22 protein-coding genes are annotated in these 18,511 nt (G+C 72.3%); 9 read left to right on the forward strand and 13 right to left on the reverse strand.

What is annotated here, in order from left to right; all coding sequences use genetic code 11:
• Nucleotides 1–153: 153 nt before the first annotated feature.
• On the forward strand, nucleotides 154–516 hold the full coding sequence (locus AB0F62_RS11965) for a DUF3099 domain-containing protein (protein WP_361795833.1): 363 nt from the start codon (nucleotides 154–156) through the stop codon (nucleotides 514–516).
• A gap of 179 nt (nucleotides 517–695) precedes the next feature.
• A complete protein-coding gene (locus AB0F62_RS11970; RefSeq protein WP_361795836.1) occupies nucleotides 696–920 on the forward strand; it encodes a hypothetical protein in 225 nt (74 codons plus the stop codon).
• Here AB0F62_RS11970 and moaA read toward each other — a convergent pair.
• The 3 genes from moaA to AB0F62_RS11985 form a co-directional block, all read right to left on the reverse strand.
• A complete protein-coding gene (gene moaA, locus AB0F62_RS11975) occupies nucleotides 903–1,892 on the reverse strand; it encodes a GTP 3',8-cyclase MoaA (protein WP_361795839.1) in 990 nt (329 codons plus the stop codon). The two genes, AB0F62_RS11970 and moaA, sit on opposite strands and share 18 nt — an antisense overlap.
• A gap of 93 nt (nucleotides 1,893–1,985) precedes the next feature.
• Nucleotides 1,986–3,623: a cation acetate symporter gene (locus AB0F62_RS11980; protein WP_361795842.1), complete on the reverse strand. Its 1,638-nt coding sequence runs from the start codon at nucleotides 3,621–3,623 to the stop codon at nucleotides 1,986–1,988.
• Entirely contained in the window at nucleotides 3,620–4,009 is a 390-nt protein-coding gene (locus AB0F62_RS11985; RefSeq protein ID WP_361795844.1) for a DUF485 domain-containing protein, read from the reverse strand. The genes AB0F62_RS11980 and AB0F62_RS11985 overlap by 4 nt, the downstream gene beginning before the upstream one ends.
• 302 nt (nucleotides 4,010–4,311) lie before the next feature.
• Here AB0F62_RS11985 and AB0F62_RS11990 point away from each other — a divergent pair, with 302 nt between their 5' ends.
• Nucleotides 4,312–5,841 carry a S8 family serine peptidase gene (locus AB0F62_RS11990; RefSeq protein ID WP_361795847.1) on the forward strand — a complete coding sequence of 510 codons (1,530 nt, stop codon included), beginning with the start codon at nucleotides 4,312–4,314 and terminating at the stop codon, nucleotides 5,839–5,841.
• Nucleotides 5,842–5,949: 108 nt separating this feature from the next.
• Here the strand turns inward: AB0F62_RS11990 and AB0F62_RS11995 are convergent, their stop codons facing one another.
• From AB0F62_RS11995 to AB0F62_RS12005, 3 genes are read right to left on the reverse strand one after another with little or no spacing between them, the layout of a single operon-like run.
• Entirely contained in the window at nucleotides 5,950–6,993 is a 1,044-nt protein-coding gene (locus tag AB0F62_RS11995; protein ID WP_361795850.1) for a zinc-dependent alcohol dehydrogenase family protein, read from the reverse strand.
• Nucleotides 6,978–7,664 (reverse strand): lysoplasmalogenase, encoded by a 687-nt coding sequence (locus tag AB0F62_RS12000; protein WP_361795853.1) that lies wholly within the window; start codon nucleotides 7,662–7,664, stop codon nucleotides 6,978–6,980. The genes AB0F62_RS11995 and AB0F62_RS12000 overlap by 16 nt, the downstream gene beginning before the upstream one ends.
• Nucleotides 7,661–8,509: a sterol desaturase family protein gene (locus AB0F62_RS12005; protein WP_361795856.1), complete on the reverse strand. Its 849-nt coding sequence runs from the start codon at nucleotides 8,507–8,509 to the stop codon at nucleotides 7,661–7,663. Before AB0F62_RS12005 ends, AB0F62_RS12000 begins: the two co-directional genes overlap by 4 nt.
• A 438-nt stretch (nucleotides 8,510–8,947) precedes the next feature.
• On the opposite strand from AB0F62_RS12005, the gene AB0F62_RS12010 reads away from it, so the two are divergent.
• From AB0F62_RS12010 to AB0F62_RS12030, 5 genes are all read left to right on the forward strand, one after another.
• Nucleotides 8,948–9,934, forward strand: a complete 987-nt coding sequence (locus AB0F62_RS12010) for a DEDDh family exonuclease (protein ID WP_361795859.1) — start codon at nucleotides 8,948–8,950, stop codon at nucleotides 9,932–9,934.
• Nucleotides 9,935–10,014: 80 nt separating this feature from the next.
• Nucleotides 10,015–10,269, forward strand: coding sequence for a hypothetical protein (locus tag AB0F62_RS12015; protein ID WP_361795862.1), 255 nt, complete (start codon nucleotides 10,015–10,017; stop codon nucleotides 10,267–10,269).
• A 70-nt stretch (nucleotides 10,270–10,339) separates the two neighbouring features.
• On the forward strand, nucleotides 10,340–11,164 hold the full coding sequence (locus AB0F62_RS12020) for an SURF1 family protein (RefSeq protein ID WP_361795864.1): 825 nt from the start codon (nucleotides 10,340–10,342) through the stop codon (nucleotides 11,162–11,164).
• 43 nt (nucleotides 11,165–11,207) lie between these two features.
• Nucleotides 11,208–13,001: a glycoside hydrolase family 15 protein gene (locus AB0F62_RS12025; RefSeq protein ID WP_361795866.1), complete on the forward strand. Its 1,794-nt coding sequence runs from the start codon at nucleotides 11,208–11,210 to the stop codon at nucleotides 12,999–13,001.
• A 4-nt stretch (nucleotides 13,002–13,005) separates the two neighbouring features.
• A complete protein-coding gene (locus AB0F62_RS12030) occupies nucleotides 13,006–13,767 on the forward strand; it encodes an SDR family oxidoreductase (RefSeq protein ID WP_361795868.1) in 762 nt (253 codons plus the stop codon).
• Nucleotides 13,768–13,882: 115 nt separating this feature from the next.
• On the opposite strand, the gene amaP is transcribed toward AB0F62_RS12030, so the two are convergent.
• From amaP to AB0F62_RS12055, 5 genes are read right to left on the reverse strand one after another with little or no spacing between them, the layout of a single operon-like run.
• The gene (gene amaP / locus AB0F62_RS12035; protein ID WP_361795869.1) at nucleotides 13,883–14,452 is read right to left on the reverse strand and encodes an alkaline shock response membrane anchor protein AmaP; all 570 of its coding nucleotides are present in this window, start codon (nucleotides 14,450–14,452) and stop codon (nucleotides 13,883–13,885) included.
• A gap of 6 nt (nucleotides 14,453–14,458) precedes the next feature.
• Nucleotides 14,459–15,040, reverse strand: a complete 582-nt coding sequence (locus AB0F62_RS12040; protein ID WP_361795872.1) for a DUF6286 domain-containing protein — start codon at nucleotides 15,038–15,040, stop codon at nucleotides 14,459–14,461.
• The gene (locus AB0F62_RS12045) at nucleotides 15,037–15,420 is read right to left on the reverse strand and encodes an Asp23/Gls24 family envelope stress response protein (protein ID WP_361795875.1); all 384 of its coding nucleotides are present in this window, start codon (nucleotides 15,418–15,420) and stop codon (nucleotides 15,037–15,039) included. Before AB0F62_RS12045 ends, AB0F62_RS12040 begins: the two co-directional genes overlap by 4 nt.
• Before the next feature lie 9 nt (nucleotides 15,421–15,429).
• Nucleotides 15,430–15,612, reverse strand: coding sequence for a hypothetical protein (locus tag AB0F62_RS12050; RefSeq protein ID WP_361795878.1), 183 nt, complete (start codon nucleotides 15,610–15,612; stop codon nucleotides 15,430–15,432).
• 32 nt (nucleotides 15,613–15,644) lie between these two features.
• The gene (locus tag AB0F62_RS12055; RefSeq protein WP_361795881.1) at nucleotides 15,645–16,139 is read right to left on the reverse strand and encodes an Asp23/Gls24 family envelope stress response protein; all 495 of its coding nucleotides are present in this window, start codon (nucleotides 16,137–16,139) and stop codon (nucleotides 15,645–15,647) included.
• Nucleotides 16,140–16,296: 157 nt separating this feature from the next.
• Here AB0F62_RS12055 and AB0F62_RS12060 point away from each other — a divergent pair, with 157 nt between their 5' ends.
• Nucleotides 16,297–16,971 carry a hypothetical protein gene (locus AB0F62_RS12060; protein ID WP_361795884.1) on the forward strand — a complete coding sequence of 225 codons (675 nt, stop codon included), beginning with the start codon at nucleotides 16,297–16,299 and terminating at the stop codon, nucleotides 16,969–16,971.
• Nucleotides 16,972–17,008: 37 nt separating this feature from the next.
• Here the strand turns inward: AB0F62_RS12060 and AB0F62_RS12065 are convergent, their stop codons facing one another.
• Nucleotides 17,009–17,800: an enoyl-CoA hydratase/isomerase family protein gene (locus AB0F62_RS12065; RefSeq protein ID WP_361795887.1), complete on the reverse strand. Its 792-nt coding sequence runs from the start codon at nucleotides 17,798–17,800 to the stop codon at nucleotides 17,009–17,011.
• Between the two features lie 116 nt (nucleotides 17,801–17,916).
• On the reverse strand, nucleotides 17,917–18,138 hold the full coding sequence (locus AB0F62_RS12070) for a helix-turn-helix domain-containing protein (RefSeq protein WP_018560612.1): 222 nt from the start codon (nucleotides 18,136–18,138) through the stop codon (nucleotides 17,917–17,919).
• Nucleotides 18,139–18,511: the final 373 nt, after the last annotated feature.

An 18,511-nucleotide genomic window follows, 5' to 3' on the forward strand; every position in this document is an offset into this window, starting at 1 on the left:
TACGCCGCATGCCGAAGGCGGCCATACGCCGTACGGCGGGTGCTGTCACACGACGGTGGGCTCCCCGGTCTCCAATGCGGCGGACCCACGGCGTACCGTGGGCAGTGCCGGAACCGGGTGGCTTCCGGCAATTCGAGCAGGCGGTGGAACGTGGTGCGGAAGCGCAGCGGTGCCGAGGTCTTCCGGATCACCGGGACCGCGGCAGGGCTCACGGAGGACGTCCGGGGCAGGCAGCGGCGATACATCATCTCGATGTCGGTCCGCACCCTGTCGTTCATCCTGGCGGTCGTCCTGTGGCACGTCTCGACGCCGCTGGCCTGGATCGCGCTGGTCCTGGGTCTGGTCATGCCGTACGTCGCGGTCGTCATCGCCAACGCCGGGCGGGAGAACGCGCCTGGCCTGCCCTCTTCCCGGATCCCGCCGCCGGTGCGGCCGGCACTCGGCCCCGGCGAGCCGCTGCTGCCGGCGGAGCGGATCGCGGAAGAGGACGGACGGCGTCATTCCGGTCAGGACTGAGCTGTTCCGCCGCTCCGAAGCTCAAGAAAAGCTCAGATCAATCATGAGGATCCACTGCACTGCGGGGCTTTCCGCGTGACATACTGCGTACGCGCTCCGCATCCCCCGTCGGAGCGACGGACCGACGCCGGGCGGCTCCCCCCGTGGCTGCCCGGCGTCGCCATGTTTGGATGGGGTTCGTGAACGACGAATCGCCGATCTGCTCCGCCAAGGGCTGCCGCGCCCCCGCCGTATGGGTGCTCGCCTGGAACAACCCCAAGATCCACACTCCGGAGCGCCGCAAAACCTGGCTGGCGTGCGAGGAGCATCGCGAACACCTGTCGAAGTTCCTGGGAGTTCGGGGTTTCCTGAAGGACGTCGTGCCCTTCGAGGAATGGGAGGCCAGCTCAGCCGCCGATGGCTGACATGGGCCGCTCGGGCTGCAGGAACGTGGGGTCGTCCAGGCCGGAGCCGGCCTTCTTGCCCCACATCGCCGCCTTCCACAACTCCGCGATCTCCTCGTCGGAGCCACCGGAGCGCAGCGCCCCGCGCAGATCGGTCTCCTCGCGCGCGAACAGGCAGTTGCGCACCTGACCGTCGGCGGTGAGCCGGGTGCGGTCGCAGGCCCGGCAGAAGGGCCGCGTCACGGAGGCGATCACGCCGACCCGGGCGGGGCCGCCGTCCACCAGCCAGCGTTCGGCGGGGGCGTGTCCACGGGCCTCGTCGGCTTCGGGGGTGAGCGTGAAGCGGGTCCGCAGGCTCTCCAGGATCTCCTGGGCGGTGATCATGTCGCTGCGCTGCCAGCCGTGCTGGGCGTCGAGCGGCATCTGCTCGATGAACCGCAGCTCGTAGTCGCGCTCCAGGGCCCAGGCCAGCAGCTCGGGGGCCTCGTCGTCGTTGACGCCGCGCATCAGCACGCTGTTGACCTTGACCGGGGTCAGACCGGCGGCGTGGGCGGCCTCCAGGCCGCGGACGACGTCCTCGTGCCGCTTGCGGCGGGTGAGCGTCTGGAAGACGTCGGGGCGCAGGGTGTCGAGCGAGACGTTCACCCGGTTCAGGCCGGCTCCGCGCAGCGCGGCGGCGGTGCGGGCCAGGCCGATGCCGTTGGTGGTGAGGGAGAGTTTGGGGCGGGGCTCCAGCTCCGCGCAGCGCTCCACGATGCCGACGAGACCGGGACGCAGCAGCGGCTCCCCGCCGGTGAAGCGGACGTCCTTGACGCCGAGCGTCGTGACGGCGATCCGCACCAGCCGGACGATCTCGTCGTCGGTGAGGAGATCGGGCTTGCCGAGCCACTGCAGCCCCTCTTCGGGCATGCAGTAGGTGCAGCGCAGATTGCAGCGGTCGGTCAGCGAGACCCTCAGGTCGGTGGCGATCCGGCCGTAGGTGTCCATCAGCACGGCGCGCCTCCCTTGGGCATCGGGTCCGTGGGACGGCAGTGCCGTCCCGTTACTTCGCAGCCTACGGGACGGCACTGACCTTCAACAGTGTGTTTAATGCGCTCCGGCTCCGGTGAGGGAGCGAACCTCCAGCTCCGCGTACTTGCGGTCGGCGTCCTCCTCCGGCTTGGACAGGAGCGTGCCCACCACACCGAGCAGGAAACCGACCGGGATGGAGACGATTCCGGGGTTCTCCAGCGGGAACCAGTGGAAGTCCACGCCGGGGAACATCGCGGTCGCCTTGCCCGACACCACGGGCGAGAAGATCACCAGGACCACGGAGGTGATCAGGCCGCCGTAGATGCTCCACAGCGCGCCGGTGGTGTTGAAGCGCTTCCAGAACAGGCTGTACAGGAGGGTCGGCAGGTTCGCGGAGGCCGCGACGGCGAACGCCAGGGCGACCAGGAAGGCGATGTTGAGCTTGCCCGCGAAGATGCCGAGCAGGATCGCCACGGCCCCGATGGCGATCGCCGCGATCTTCGCCGCCGCGACCTCCTCCTTCTCGCTCGCCGCGCCCTTGCGGATGACGTTGGCGTACAGGTCGTGCGCGAAGGACGACGAGGAGGCGAGGGTGAGACCCGCGACCACGGCCAGGATGGTGGCGAAGGCGACCGCGGAGATCACCGCGAGCAGGATCGCGCCGCCCGTGGAGTCCGCGCCGCCGCCGATCTCCTGGGCGAGCAGCGGCGCCGCGGTGTTGCCCGCCGCGTTGGAGGTGGTGATCGTCTCCGGGGTGAGCAGGGCGGCGGCGCCGAAGCCCAGCGCGATCGTCATCAGGTAGAAGCAGCCGATGATGCCGATCGCCCAGTTCACCGACGTACGGGCGGCCCGGGCGGTGGGCACGGTGTAGAAGCGGATCAGGATGTGCGGCAGGCCGGCGGTGCCGAGGACCAGGGCCAGGCCGAGCGAGATGAAGTCGATCTTCGAGGTCGCGGTGACGCCGTACTTCAGGCCCGGCTCCAGGAACGCCGCTCCCTTGCCGCTCTTCTCCGCGGCCGCGCCGAGCAGCGAGGACAGGTTCCAGTTGAACTTGGCGAAGACCAGGACCGTGATCAGCAGCGTCCCGCCGATCAGCAGCACCGCCTTGACCATCTGCACCCAGGTGGTGCCCTTCATGCCGCCGATGGTCACGTACAGCACCATGACGACGCCGACGAGGATGACGATCAGACGGCGCGGTCCCTCACCGGTGATGCCCAGCAGCAGGGCCACCAGGGCGCCCGCGCCGACCATCTGGGCCAGCAGGTAGAAGATGCTGACAACGATGGTCGAGATGCCCGCGGCCGTCCGCACGGGGCGCTGCCGCAGCCGGAAGGCGAGGGCGTCGGCCATGGTGAACCGGCCTGAGTTGCGCAGCGGTTCGGCGACCAGCAGCAGCGCCACCAGCCAGGCGACGAGGAAGCCGATCGAGTAGAGGAAGCCGTCGTAGCCGACCAGGGCGATGGAACCGGCGATGCCGAGGAAGGACGCGGCCGACATGTAGTCGCCGGAGATCGCCAGCCCGTTCTGGAAGCCGCTGAAGGAACGGCCGCCGGCGTAGAAGTCGGTGGCGTCCTTGGTCTGGCGGCCCGCCCAGACGGTGATGCCGAGCGTCGCGACGACGAAGAGCGAGAACAGGGTGATGATCAGCGGCCGGTGTTCGCTCGCGCCGACCGCGACCACCTGGACTCCCGTGGTGTGCAGCGCGGTCATGCGGTGGCCTCCGTGCTCTCGGGTTCGTCGGTGCCCTGGGAACCAGGGCCTTCCATGCGCGCCTTGATGGCGTCGGCGCGGGCGTCGAGCTTGGCGTTCGCGTGCCGCGAGTACCAGACGGCGATGCCGAAGGTGGTGGCGAACTGCGCGAGCCCGAAGACGAGGGCGACGTTGATGTGGCCCACGACCTTGGTGTCCATGAAGCCGCCGGCGTAGTTCGACAGCAGGACGTAGAGCAGGTACCAGGTGATGAACGCGACCGTGAGGGGGAACGCGAACGATCGGTACGAGCGGCGTAGTTGGGCGAACTCCGCGCTCGCCTGCACCTCGGCGTACGAGTCGGCAGACGGCGGACCTGAGGTTGCCGACGGTCGTGCGGGGTCCACGATGCCTCCTGTGGGGCGGAGCTATGAGCGGGCACGAGCAAGCGACGTGGACGGACGCCGGCACGTGCGTGCAGACGTGAGCTACGTCACGTAAAGATCGGACCCGCGCATGGTAAAGGCGCAACCACGGCCTTCGACAGGGGGCGGTAGTTGAAAACTGATTCTTCGTCGGCAACCGGAACCGCAGCTTTCTCCCCGGAGCCATTGATCAGGCGCGGACGGCGGCGATAGCTTCCAGCGTCATGTACCCGTCCAAGGGCAACCCTGCCGCCAGGACGGGGGGTTGGACGATTGGAGAACCCATGGCTCCTCTGCCAAGACGGCGCCGCGCCTTCGTGATACCCATCGGTGTCGCGGTGGCGAGTGCTCTCGCCTTCCTGCCGAACGCCGCCTCGGCCGCCACTGCCGGAACCGCCTCGGGCGGCAGCACCACCTACGACGGCCCGACGCTGTCGTACGTGGTCAACACCAAGACCGACAGGGGCACCCTCAAGTCCGTGGAGCGGGCCGTGTCCCGCAACGGCGGTGACGTCGTCACGACGTACGACCGGATCGGCGTGATCGTCGTCCACTCGGCGAACCCCGCGTTCGCCTCCGAGATGCGCAAGGTCCGCGGCGTGCAGACCGCCGGGGCCACCCGCACGGCCGCGCTCTCCACGGCGTCGACCACCGACCTGGGCGCGGTGCAGGAGATCACCGCCTCCCAGGCCGCCGCGGCCAAGGCCGCCGCCACCGCCGGCCAGGAGCCGATGGAGCCCGACCAGTGGGACCTGCCGGCCATCCGGGCCGACAAGGCCGCCAAGATCAACCCCGGCAGCCGCAAGGTCACCGTCGCCGTCATCGACACCGGCGTCGACGACACCCACCCGGATCTGACCGCCAACTTCTCCTCGTCGCAGTCCGCCAACTGCGTGGGCGGCAAGGCCGACACCAGCCCCGGCGCATGGCGTCCGTACAGCCCGGACGCCTACCACGGCACGCACGTGGCGGGCGAGATCGCCGCCGCGCGCAACGGGATCGGCGTGGCCGGAGTCGCCCCGGGCGTCAAGGTCGCCTCCATCAAGGTGGCCGACCCGGACACCCAGCTGTTCTTCCCGGAGAGCGTGGTCTGCGCCTTCGTCTTCGCCGCCGACCACGGCGTCGAGATCACCAACAACAGCTATTACATCGACCCGTGGCTCTACAACTGCTTCGGCGACCCGGACCAGCGGGCCATCGTCGACGCCGTCAACCGGGCCGCGCAGTACTCCCACAAGAAGGGCGTACTGAACGTCGCCTCGGCGGGCAACTCCAACCACGACCTGGACTCGGACGCGATCGTCGACGCGACGAGCCCGGACGACACCACGCCGGTCACCCGCACCATCGACCCGCACGTCTGCTGGGACATCCCGACCCAGCTGCCGGGCGTCGTCACCGTCTCCGCCACCGGCGTGCAGAACCTGAAGTCGTACTACTCCAGCTACGGTCTCGGCGTCGTCGACGTCGCGGGCCCCGGCGGCGACCGCTACCAGATCCCCGCCACCCCGTCGGCCAACGGGCGGATCCTGTCCACCCTGCCCGGCAACACCTACGGGTACCTGCAGGGCACCTCGATGGCCAGCCCGCACGTGGCGGCCGTGGCCGCGCTCATCAAGAGCCGGCACCCGGGCGCGTCCCCCGGGCAGCTGCAGTGGATGCTCAAGGCGCAGGCCGACGACCCGGGCTGCCCGACGGGTCTGTACGACCCCGACGGCAACGGTGTGCAGGACGCCACCTGCATCACCGGCCGGCACGTGACCAGCTTCTACGGCCACGGCCTCGTCGACGCCCTGGACGCCGTCAGGAAGTGACGCACCCCGTGTGACACGAGGACCGCCCGGCGGGGATGCCCCGCCGGGCGGTCCGCTGTCCGGGCCCGGTCGGACGCCCCGGTCGGACAGCGCGGTCGGACAGCGCGGTCAGATCTTGACGAGGACCTTCAGCGCGGTGCGCTCGTCCATCGCCTTGTAGCCGCCGGGGACGCCGTCCAGTCCGACGGTGAGGTCGAAGACCGGGGACGGGTCGAGCGTGCCGTCGAGCACGTCGGGCAGCAGCTCGGGGATGTAGGTGCGGACCGGGGCGATGCCGCCGCGCAGCGAGATGTTGCGGTCGAACATCTCCCTCAGGTCCAGGCCGGTGTCGCTGCCGTGAGGGGCGCCGACATAGCCGACGGCGCCGCCGTCGCGGGTGATGGCGACCGCGGTGCGCATGGACTGCTCGGTGCCGACGGCCTCGATGACGGCGTGGGCGCCGAGACCGCCGGTGAGTTCGCGGACCGCCGCGACGGCGGCCTCGCCGCGCTCGGCGACGACGTCGGTGGCGCCGAAGGTGCGCGCGATGCCGGTGCGGACCTCGTGCCGGCCGAGCGCGATGATCCGCTCCGCGCCAAGCCGCCGGGCGGCCAGCACGCCGCACAGGCCGACGGCGCCGTCGCCGACGACCGCGACGGTGGCGCCGGGCCGTACACCCGCGCCGACGGCCGCGTGGTGGCCGGTGCCGAGCACGTCGGAGAGCGTCAGCAGACCGGCCAGCAGACGGTCGTCGGAGAGTGCCTCGGCGGGCAGCCGGACCAGGGTGGCGTCCGCGAACGGGACCCGCACGGCCTCGCCCTGGCCGCCGTCGGAGCCGACCTGGCCCCAGAAGCCGCCGGCCGGGCACGAGGTCGTCAGGCCCTCCGCGCAGTACGCGCAGTCGCCGTCGGACCAGACGAAGGGCGCCACGACCAGGTCGCCCGCCTTCAGCCCGGAGACCGCGGAGCCGGTCTCCTCGACCACGCCCAGGAACTCGTGCCCGATGCGCTGCCCCGGCTGCCGGGCCGACTCACCGCGGTACGGCCACAGGTCGCTGCCGCAGATGCAGGCCAGCACCACGCGTACCACCGCGTCGGTGGGCTGCCGGACGACCGGGTCCGGCACCTCCTCCACCCGGATGTCGTGGGGGGCGTGGATCACGGTGGCGCGCATACGGAACTCGTCCTCGCTGGTTGTACGAATGGTTTCGTACTACCGTACCGGCCCGTCGCGAGCAGATACTGCGCGCCGAGATAGCTCAGCATGATCCAGAAGTCGGCCGCGGGGAGCTGCGGCAGGTCGGCCAGCCGGGTCGCGAGAAGGGTGTCGGAGAGCAGGAAGAGCGCCCCGCCCACCGCCGTCGCCCGCGGGCCGAGTCCGGCCGCGGCGGCCGCCATCGCCGTCAGCAGCAGGCTGTACGCGGCGACCGGGATCCGCAGCCCGGAGGGCAGACCGGGCCACACCACGACGAGTGCGACGAGCCAGACGACCGCGTATCCGGCGGCCGTCAGTGCCGCGCGCCGCCGGTCGACGAAGGCCCCGCGGGTGGTGAGGAGTGTGAGGTAGCAGACGTGCCCGGCGGCGAAGGCGGCCATCCCGGCGAGGAAGGACGTGTCGCCGTCGAGTTGCAGCAGCACATCGCCGGCCCAGCCGCAGAGCAGCGCGGCGATCAGCAGCCGGGGGCCGCCGCGCAGCGCCGCGCAGGCGGCGAGGAGCGGCACCAGCACGGGCTTGGTGAGGTGGTCGGCCGTCGCGGACCCCGCGAGCTGCGCGGCCAGGTGGACGACGGCCGCCACCGCGAAGGCGGCGAGCGCCGCGCGGGCGGCCCGCTCCCGCCCCGTCACGCGGCCGGCTCCTCGCCCCGCGGGCTCCACCCGGGTCCGCGCAGGAGGTGGCCCGCGCGGTCGCGCCAGGTGCGGGCGGCGGCGACGTCGCGGGCGATCGCGGCGTACTCGTGGGTGGCCACGCGCAGCGGGTTGAACGTGGTGATGTTCTTGGTGAGGCCGAAGACCGGGCGTTCGGCCTCCGCCGCGAAGGATCCGAACAGCCGGTCCCAGACGATCAGGATGCCGCCGAAGTTGCGGTCCAGGTAGCCGCCTTGCGAGGCGTGGTGGACGCGGTGGTGCGAGGGGGTGTTGAGGACGGACTCGACCGCGCGGGGCAGCTTGTCGATGCGCTCGGTGTGGATCCAGAACTGGTAGACGAGGTTGAGCGAGGAGCAGAACGCCAGTGCCGCCGGGTGCACCCCGCAGGCGATCATCGGCAGGTAGAAGACCCAGGACGTCATGCCGGTCCAGGGCTGGCGGAGCGCGGTGGAGAGGTTGAACTTCCGGCTGGAGTGGTGCACCACGTGGGACGCCCACAGGATGCGGATCACATGGTGGCCGCGGTGCTGCCAGTAGTAGAAGAAGTCCTGCGCGAGCAGCATCAGCGGGATCGTCCACCACAGCACCGGCACCCGCAGTGGGGTGAACTCGTACACAACGGTGTAGACCGCGACGATCGGGATCTTCCAGAGGAAGTCGAAGAACAGGCTGCCGAGTCCCATCGACAGACTCGTCGCGGTGTCCTTGGCGGCGTACGCGGCGGCGTCGTCGTCCGGATGGATCCGGTAGCTGATCAGCTCCAGGACGGTGAGCAGCACGAACGCGGGTATCGACCACATCACGGGATCGGGCAGTTGCGGCATGCGCGCACCATAAGGGCGCGCGGCGCCCCCGGCTAGAGGTCGTTACCGATCGGTTCTACCGCACGGTACGGGCCCGGACCCGGCGGGCGGCCGCCGGGGCATCGGCCCATGGCCCGGCCGGGGCCCAATCGGGGCCGTACGCCGGGCCGATGGGCCGGGCCGATGGGCTGCCGGGCCCGGCCGGGCCGCGCGACCGCGTCCGCGGCGACCGTCGCGCGCCGCCCCGGACACCCCCGGACACCGCGCAGGACCGGTCAGCGGCCCCTGGGCGGCGGCCGGCTGGGGCGTCCTCCCCTCCCGCGCCGCGGCCGGCCGCGATCCGGCGCCGGACCCGTCCGGTTCGCGGGGCGTTCACGGCCCGTTCGCGGCGCGATCCGACGGTGCGACAGGACGGGTGGCGGCGGGAAGTGTCGGTGGCCGGCCGTATTGTGTTCCACCATGCACGCGTCCCAGCTCCCGCAGCCTCCGTGGCCAGAGGCCTACCCCGACGGATACGCCGTCGTGGACGTCGAGACCACCGGCCTCGGCCGCGACGACCGGATAGTGTCCGCGGCCGTCTACCGGCTGGACGCGCGCGGCGAGGTGCAGGACCACTGGTACTCCCCCGTCAACCCGCAGCGTGACCCGGGTCCGGTGTGGATCCACGGCCTCACCTCCGACATGCTCGCCGACGCCCCGCTCTTCGGCGAGATCGCGGCCGAGCTGGCGCAGCGCCTCTCCGGCCGGGTGCTCGTCGCCCACAACGCGGTCTTCGACTGGTCGATGCTCGCCCGGGAGTTCGCGCGCACCGGCACCGTCGCGCCCGTGGAGCAGCGGCTGTGCACCATCGTGCTCTCCAAGGCCCTGGAACTGCCGCTGGCCAACCACAAGCTGGAGTCGCTGGCCGCGCACTTCGGCGTCGTCCAGCAGCGCGCCCACCACGCCCTGGACGACGCGCGCGTCCTGGCGGAGGTGTTCCGCCCCAGCCTGCGGCAGGCCGCCGCGGACGGGCTGCGGCTGCCGCTGCACGCCTGCCGCCCGCTGACGGAGTGGATCGACACCGCCGTCCCCGCGCAGTCGGTCGCCGGGGGCTACCGCAGCACATACCGGCCGATGAGCTGGCGGCCCTCGCGGAAGCGCCCCGCCTGCCCCTACCCCAACCCGGGACGGCTGGAGCCCGGTGGACCGTTGGTCCAGGGAATGCGCGTCGCCTTTTCGGGCGACACGGGCATCGACCGCGAACTGCTGGAGGACCGCGCCACCGAGGCCGGACTCCATGTCTCGTCCTCGGTGAGCCGGCTGACCAGTCTCCTGGTGACCAACGACCCGGACTCGCTCACCACGAAGACCGTGCGGGCCCGGCAGCTCGGCACCCCGGTCGTCGACGAGCGCCGCTTCGCCGAACTGCTGAAGGACGTCGCCCCCGCCCCCGACGTACACGGCTGAGGCCGCCGTTCGAGTGGTGCGGCGGCGACGCACCCGGCCACCGATTGCCGCGCCCGGGCCCGGCCCGCACCCTGGGCCTCATGGCCCGATGCGAAGTATGCGGAAACGACTACGTGATGAGCTTTGAGGTGCATGCCCAGGGGGCCGTGCACGTCTTCGACAGCTTCGAATGCGCCATCCACCGGATGGCTCCCATCTGCGAGCACTGCCGGGTGCGGATCGTCGGCCACGGGGTCGAGGTCGACGGCCACTGGTACTGCGGCGGTCACTGCTCCAAGGCGGAGGGGCGCAGCGGCATCGTCGACCGCGTCGGCTCGCTGCCGGGCACCGGCTGAGCCGGGCGGCCGCACCGGGGCGTACCACCCCTCTGGAGAGCGCCCCGCGACCGAGTTGTACGGTCGTGGGGTGTACCGCTTCCTGTTGTCCCGGCAGTGGGTGATCCTCACCCTCATCGCACTGCTTCTGATGCCCGTCATGGTCAAGCTGGGCTACTGGCAGCTGCACCGGCACGAGCGCCGGGTGGCCAACAACCACCTGATCTCGGACAACCTCCGGGCGAAGGCCGTGCCGGTCGAGTCGCTGACCCGCCCCGGCGCGGTGGTGCCGAAGCGGCAGCTCTACCGCACGGTCACCGCGACCGGGCGCTACGACACCGCCCACGAGGTCGTCGCCCGCCAGCGCACCGCCGGCGACGGGGACAGCATCGGCTACCACGTGATCACCCCGCTGGTGCTGGCGGACGGCCGCTCGGTGCTGGTCAACCGGGGCTGGATCGCCGCCGGCACCGATCTGACGAAGTTCCCGAAGATCCCGGCGGCCCCGTCCGGCGAGGTCACCGTCACCGGGCGGCTGCGCCCCGACGAGACCACCGCGGCGACCGGCATCAGAAACCGGAGCGGCCTCCCCGACCGCATGATCATGCTCATCAACAGCGGTCTGATGGCGAAGGACCTGCCCGCCGCCGAGCGGCCGGTCGGCGGCTACATCGAGCTGGCCGCCACCACCCCCAAGCCGTCGGGCCGGCAGCCCCAGCTGATCCCGGAACCCGACCACAGCAGCATCGGCATGCACATGGGGTATGCGATCCAGTGGTGGCTGTTCACCGCCATGGTCCCGGTCGGCTGGGTCATCCTCGTCCGCCGGGAGCGCCGGGAACGGCTCGCCGCCCGCGACGCGGCGGCGGAGGACGGTGCGGCCCGGCCGGCCGCCGCTGCGGTCGCGTCCCCATAGCCCCGGGGGCACTCTCGTAGAGGGAGAGAGACGGAGGCCGATCGTGCCGGCACTCATCGAGGACTACGCGATCATCGGCGACCTGCAGACCGTCGCGCTGGTCTCCAGGAGCGGCTCCATCGACTGGCTGTGCCTGCCGCGCTTCGACTCCTCCGCCTGCTTCGCCGCGCTGCTGGGCGACGAGGACAACGGCAACTGGCGGATCGCCCCCACCTCCGCAGGGCGCGAGGAGCCGTGCCCACACCGTTCGTACCGGGACGGCACCCTGGTGCTGGAGAGCGAGTGGGAGACCGGCGACGGCATCGCCAAGGTGATCGACTTCATGCCGCAGCGCGACCGCGCGCCGGACGTCATGCGCATCGTCGAGGGCGTGCGCGGACGGGTGCCCATGACCAGCGAGCTGCGGCTGCGCTTCGACTACGGGCGGGTCGTCCCCTGGATGCGCCGCACCGACGGCCACCGTGTCGCGATCGCCGGGCCCGACTCGGTGTGGGTGCGCACCGAGCCCCAGATCCCCATGTACGGCAAGGGCTTCGCCACCCACGCCGACTTCACCGTCGCCGAGGGCGAGCAGATCGCCTTCGCCCTGACGTGGCACCCCTCGCACGAGAGCCGCCCGCGTCTGATCGACCCCTTCCAGGCGCTGGAGCAGAGCTGCGCGGACTGGGAGTCCTGGTCGGCCAAGTGCCGCTACGACGGTCCCTGGCGGGACGCGGTGCTGCGTTCGCTGATCACGCTCAAGGCGCTCACGTACGCGCCCAGCGGCGGCATCGTCGCCGCGGCCACCTCCTCCCTGCCCGAGGAGATCCGCGGGGTCCGGAACTGGGACTACCGCTTCTGCTGGCTGCGCGACGCGACACTCACCCTGAACGTCCTGGTGGAGACGGGCTATCTCAAGGAGGCCTACCACTGGCGTGACTGGCTGCTGCGCGCGGTCGCCGGCGACCCGGCCGACCTGCAGATCATGTACGGCCTCGCCGGCGAACGCCGGCTGCCCGAGGAGGAGCTGGACTGGCTGGCGGGGTACGAGGCGTCCCTGCCGGTGCGGACCGGCAACGCCGCGGCCAAGCAACTCCAGCTCGACGTCTACGGCGAGGTCCTCGACTCGCTCTTCCTCGCCCGCAGCTTCGGGTTGCGGGACGAGCCCCACGCCTGGGCGGTGCAGCGCGCGCTGATGGACTTCCTCGAGTCCACGTGGCGGGAGCCGGACGAGGGCCTGTGGGAGGTACGGGGCGAACGGCAGCACTTCGTGCACTCCAAGGTGATGGCCTGGGTGGCCGCCGACCGGGCGGTGCGCACCCTGGAGAGCCATCGGCACCTGTCCGGTGACGCGGACGCCTGGCGCGCGATGCGCAGCGAGGTCCACCGGGAGGTGTGCCGCAAGGGCTTCGACCGGGAGCGCAACACCTTCACCCAGTACTACGGCTCCAAGGAGTTGGACGCGGCGACCCTGCTCATCCCCCAGGTGGGCTTCCTGCCCATCACCGACAGCCGGGTCGTCGGCACGGTGGAGGCGGTGCGCAGGGAGCTGGACCACGGCGGCTTCGTCCGCCGCTACACCCTGGAGGACAGCAGCGTGGACGGGCTCCCCGGCGGCGAAGGGGCCTTCCTCGCCTGCTCGTTCTGGCTCGCCGACGCGCTGCACCGGACCGGCCGCACCGACGAGGCGCGCGAGCTGTTCGAACGGCTGCTGAGCCTGCGCAACGACGTCGGCCTGCTGGCCGAGGAGTGGGATCCGGTCGACCGGCGGCAGCTGGGCAACTTCCCGCAGGCGTTCAGCCACATCGGCCTGGTCAACACCGCGCTCACGCTCTCCGGCCGCGATGGGGCACGATGACGGCATGGATCTGGGGCTGAGGGACAGGGTGTACGTGGTCACCGGCGCGACCCGCGGGCTGGGCTTCGCCGCGGCGCGCGAACTGGTGGCCGACGGCGCACGGGTGGTCGTCAGCGGCCGCTCCAAGGAGTCGGTCGCCACCGCCGTCGCGGAGCTGGGCGGAGCCGAGCGGGCGGCGGGCGTCGTCGCGGACAACGCCGAGCCGCAGGCCCCGGAACGGCTGGTCGCGGCGGCCCGGGACGCGTTCGGACGACTCGACGGCTTCCTCATCAGCGTCGGGGGTCCGCCCCCGGGCGGCGCCGACGTCATCGGGGACGACCAGTGGCGGCACGCGTTCGAGTCGGTCTTCCTGGGCGCCGTACGCCTGTCGCGGGCGGCCGCCGAGGAACTCGGCGAGGGCGGTGTCATCGGCTTCGTGCTGTCGGGCTCGGTGCACGAACCGATCCCCGGGCTCACGGTCTCCAACGGACTGCGCCCGGGGCTCGCGGGCTACGCGAAGAGCCTCTCCAACGAACTGGGCCCGCGCGGCATCCGGGTCGTCGGCCTGCTGCCCGCCCGGATCGACACCGACCGCGTCCGCGAGCTCGACGCGCTCACCGGGGACGCGGACGCCGCCCGCGCCCGGCTCAGCGAACGCATCCCGCTGCGCCGCTACGGCACCCCTGAGGAGTTCGGCCGTACCGCCGCCTTCCTCCTGTCGCCCGCCGCGTCCTATCTGACCGGGGTCATGCTCCCCGTGGACGGCGGGGCGCGGAACGGCTTCTAGCCGGAGCCTGTCGCCACATTGGCTCCCATAGCCGGCGCCGGCAGGTGCCCCCGGCCGAAGGTTGGGGGCGGGAATGCGACGACAGGCTCTACGGCGCGGACAGGACGCCCCGGGCTCACGTGACGCGGGCCGCCCGGTGGCTGACGGCCCGCAGCCGCGCCTCGGCGGGAAGCAGGGGCAGGCCCGCGGAGACGCGTGCGCGGTCCAGAACGGTGGAATCCAGCTCGGCGAGGACGTCACCGGGGGCGGCGTACGGGGACAGGGCGAGCTGGAGCCGGGCCCGGGGGGCGGTGGGCGTGCCGACGAGCGCGGTGGTGGCGTGGTCGACGCCGTGGAGCTGCCCGGCGTCGGCCGCGATGATCTGTTCCAGGGCCCGGCCGCGCAGTACCGTCACGCCGTCGTCGTCGGCGTCCACCGCCAGCCGGCGCAGCCTGCGGTCGCGTACCTGGGCGAGCAGCCACCACAGGGCGCAGAGCACGATCAGGGCCAGCACGGCGACGACCGTCGGCCACCACCAGGAGGCGCCCTCGTAGCGCGTCCGGTCCGCGTCGCCGAGCAGCACGTCGTTCCGCCCGGTGTACGGCCGGTGCAGCACACCCGTCGCCGAGCACAGCACGACGCCGCCGGCGAGGACCAGGGCGAGCCCGACGAGGGCGAGGACGACACGATTGACGGCGGCGCGCACCGCGCCTCACCCCTCTTCCATGCGGCGGACGTGCAGCGCGAGGCCGAGCGGGCGGGCCAGTCCCAGTTGGTCCATGGCCTCGGCGAGGACGGCGGCCAGATCGGCGCGGACCTCCTCCGTCTCCCGGAAGGCGATCACGGCGCGGACGGTGGCGGTACGGCGGGTGACCGTGACGCGTGCCGAGCGCACTCCGGAGACTTCCACCGCCCGGTCGCGCAGCATGAGTTCGGCCGCGTGGCGGTCGAGTCCGGCCCGTACGGGGGCCGTTCCGGGGTGCATGGCGAGCACGTCGCGCAGCCCGGGGGTGGCGGCGAGGACGAGCAGCCACAGACCGAGCACGACGGCGAGGGACGCCCCGGTGAGGATCCAGGGGTCGTCCAGCGGGCGGGCGGCCAGTTCGTCCGCGAGGATCCGGCGCCAGGCCATCCCCGGCCGCCCGGCGCGCACCGCGGCCACGTCGTAGAGCAGCAGCGCGGACGCGGCGGCCAGGACGGCCGCGGTGACCGCCGCCGGGAGGCGGCGCGGCGACCAGAAGCGTCGCGGGCGGAGGCCGGGGCGCGGACCGGCGGGCGGTTCGGGATGGCTCACCGGACCCTCGCCTCCTCCAGGATGTGGCTGGCACGCGAGTGCAGCCGTTCGACCTCGACCGTCACCCCGAGGACCGTGGTCCCGGTCAACTCCTCCACACGGGCGGCGACATGACGGCGCACCGAGCGGCACACGGCGCCGATGTCGACGGGATAGCCGAGTTCGACGGAGAGTCGCACGTGGACCTGGTCCTGGCGGACGGTGACGGCGGCCTGGGGACGGACGCCGCGCGGCACGTACTCCCCGCCGGGGGCGTCGGCCAGCGTCTCGCGGGCCGCCTGGGCCGCGATCTTCGCCAGGACGCGGTCGGCGAGGCGGAGCGAGCCGCGCTCGCCGGGGACGGAGGGCGGGACGGGAGGCGCCGGCACCGAGGCCGTCATCTGCGTGACTCACCGCCTCCGGTCGCGCGTACGGAAGAACTCCCCGGGCTCGAGGTCGCCGTCGAGGAACCGGCCGACGACGAACCCGACGGCGCCGAGCGCCGCCACCAGCAGGAAGGCCGCGAACCCGCCGAAGTATCCGGCGAATCCGAGCGCCATCCCGACGATCAAGCCGAGCACGGCCATGCTCATCGTCCCGCTCCCTGTCCTCCGCCCGGGGTCGCTCACTGGACCCGCTGCTCCTGGTCGTCGTCGTCCGTGTCCTCGGGGAGTTTGACGTCGCCCACCGCGATGTTGACCTCGATGACCTCGAGACCGGTCATCCGCTCCACGGCGGCGATGACGTTCTCGCGCACCCCGTGTGCGACCGCGACGATCGAGACCCCGTAGTCCACGACGATGTCCAGGTCGAGGGCGGCCTGCACCTCGCCCACCTCGGCCCGCACCCCCCGGGTCACGGACCTGCCGCCGGGCACCCGGTCGCGAACCGCGCCGAAGCCGCGGGAGATGCCGGATCCGAGGGCGTGCACGCCCTCCACGTCGCGCGCCGCGAGCCCGGCGATCTTCTCCACCACGCCGTCCGCGATGGTGGTGCGTCCGCGCGTCGCCGGATCGCCCAGGGGCGCCCGCCGCTGCCCTGACGTGCCGTTGCCGGCCGGGCTGGTCCCCTTCTCCAGAGTCCTGCCCCTGCCCTCGGGCTGCTCCGCGGTCTCGGTCATCGCCCCTCTTCCCTTCGGCTCTCCGACGGCGGGAGCGGTACGGCCTGCTCCGTGCACCACACTATGTGGGCATGCCCCGTCGCGCCGTGAGGATGCGGCGATCAGGGCCAGGATGGCGGGACGCGCGGACGCGCGTGGCGAAGGGAGGCGACGGCCGATGACCGCGGACCGGCTGGCTTGGGCGGTGCGCGGGCAACTCGGACTCGGCCGGGTACTGCCCCTGGGCGGGCCCGAGGATACGGTGTGGGTCACCGAGAGCGCCGCGGCCGCGGTGCTGCGGTCGGCCGCCGCCGAGGTGCCGGGGGTCCGCCTGGGCGCGCTGCGGATCGGCTCCGCGGGCGGCCCGGACGACGAGGTCCCCGGGCACGGTCCGCTGCCGGACTCGGCGCCCTCCGGCGCGCTGCCGCGAGGGCCGCTGCGGGTCGAGGCCGCTTTCGAGGCCACCCCCGAGCATCCGCTGCCCGACTCGGCGGGACGGCTCCGCGCGGCGCTGTGGGCGGCGGCGACCGTGGACGTCGGACTGGAGCCGGAGGTGATCGACCTGACGGTCACCGGGCTGCTGGCGAGCGGCGCGTCCGCGCCCCCTCCGGAGGTCGCGGACGTGCCGGCCGGGGCGCCGAGCGCCACACCCGCGGCCCGAGCCGCGGCGGCGGTGCCCGGAGTCGCCGCGTTGACGTCACGACTCGGCGGGCGTCGCCACCCCTCGCAGGTGCAGATCGCGGTGGGCGGGGGTCATCGCGCCCTGGACGTCGGCCGGGCGGTGGCGACAGCGGTGACGGCCGTGACGCGGGACGTCACGACCGTCGTGGTCACCGACATCACCGGGGGTTGAGGCGGCCGGGCCGCCGCTCCCCGGGCGACGGCGGCCGCTACTCCCCGACGCCGGCCAGGTCGCGCAGACGGCGGCCCTGCGCGGCGCGTTCGGCGGTGCGCTGCTCGTCGTAGGTCCGGCCGGCGGCCTCTCGCAGCAGGGCCTTGGTCTCGATCACCGCGTCACGGGGAGCCGTCAGCAGGGCACCGGCGAGGTCCTTCACCGTGGCGTCGAGCTCCGCGGCCGTGACGGCGAGGTTGGCGAGGCCGGTACCGCAGGCCTCCTCGGCGCCGACGAAGCGGCCCGTGGCGCAGATCTCCAGCGCCCGGGCGTAGCCGACCAGTTCGGTCAGCGGCTTGGTGCCCGCGAGGTCGGGAACCAGCCCGAGGCTGGTCTCGCGCATGGCGAACTGCACGTCGTCGGCGACGACGCGCAGGTCGCAGGCGAGAGCCAGCTGGAAGCCCGCGCCGATGGCGTGCCCCTGGACGGCGGCGATGGTCACGATGTCGTTCCGCCGCCACCAGGTGAACGCCGACTGGTACTCGGCGATCGTGGCATCGAGCTCGCCCTCCGGAGCGCGGGCGAGATCGATGAACGACGGCTCGCCGTCGAATCCCTCGGGCGTGAAGGCCTGCCGGTCGAGCCCGGCGGAGAAGGACACGCCCTCCGCGCGGAGCACGACGACCCGTACGCTGCCCGGGAGCAGCCGGCCCGCCTCGGCCAGCGCCCGCCACATGGCGGGCGACTGGGCGTTGCGCTTGGCCGGACTGCACAGCGTGACCGTGGCGACGGCTTCCTCGGTCACAAGCCGTACGCCGTCACGTTCCAGCAGCACAGTGGGGTCGGACATCGGGGCCTCCTGGCGATCCGCAGACTGGATTACCGAAGAGTAACCACCCGGTCGGCCGTTTCTGCGACCGGGTGGCGGTGCCACGACTCCGATCCGCTGCGCCAGGCGCCCGGCCCTCAGGCCGTGGAAACCTTCTTGCCCCGTGTCGCTCCGCCGCGACCGCGCAGGGTCACGCCGGACTCACTGAGCATCCGGTGGACGAAGCCGTACGAGCGGCCGGTCTCCTCGGCCAGTGCCCGGATGCTTGCTCCACCGTCGTACTTCTTCTTGAGGTCTGCCGCGAGCTTCTCGCGCGCGGCGCCGGTCACCCGGCTGCCCTTCTTCAGAGTCTCGGCCACCCGTGCCTCCTCTAGGGAAGTGCGCTCTGTGACTCTCATGATCACCCCTAGGAGACTTCCTGGCCACCCATTCGGCAAGGTCCGTGCGACAACATTTGCGGCGCTGTTGACGCGGACACCGGACACCGGACGCCTGGAATCCGGCATTCCGCCTCGCCCTTCCCGGCCGCCCGCCGAACACGGCGGAGAAAAGGCAGGTCATCCGGGCCGGTAAGGAGTTTCCCCATGTGACGCGGCTGATCCATTCGCACGTCCGGTATTTCGCACGCTCCCGCGCCGGAGTACGAGCCGGTATCACACAGATGAAGGATCACCCGTCGGCCGAATGATCCAGTGGAGTGATCCACACGGATGATCGGCCGCGGGCCCCGGA

Origin of the sequence: Streptomyces sp. NPDC026673, assembly GCF_040638135.1 — a bacterium.
GTDB lineage: Bacteria > Actinomycetota > Actinomycetes > Streptomycetales > Streptomycetaceae > Actinacidiphila.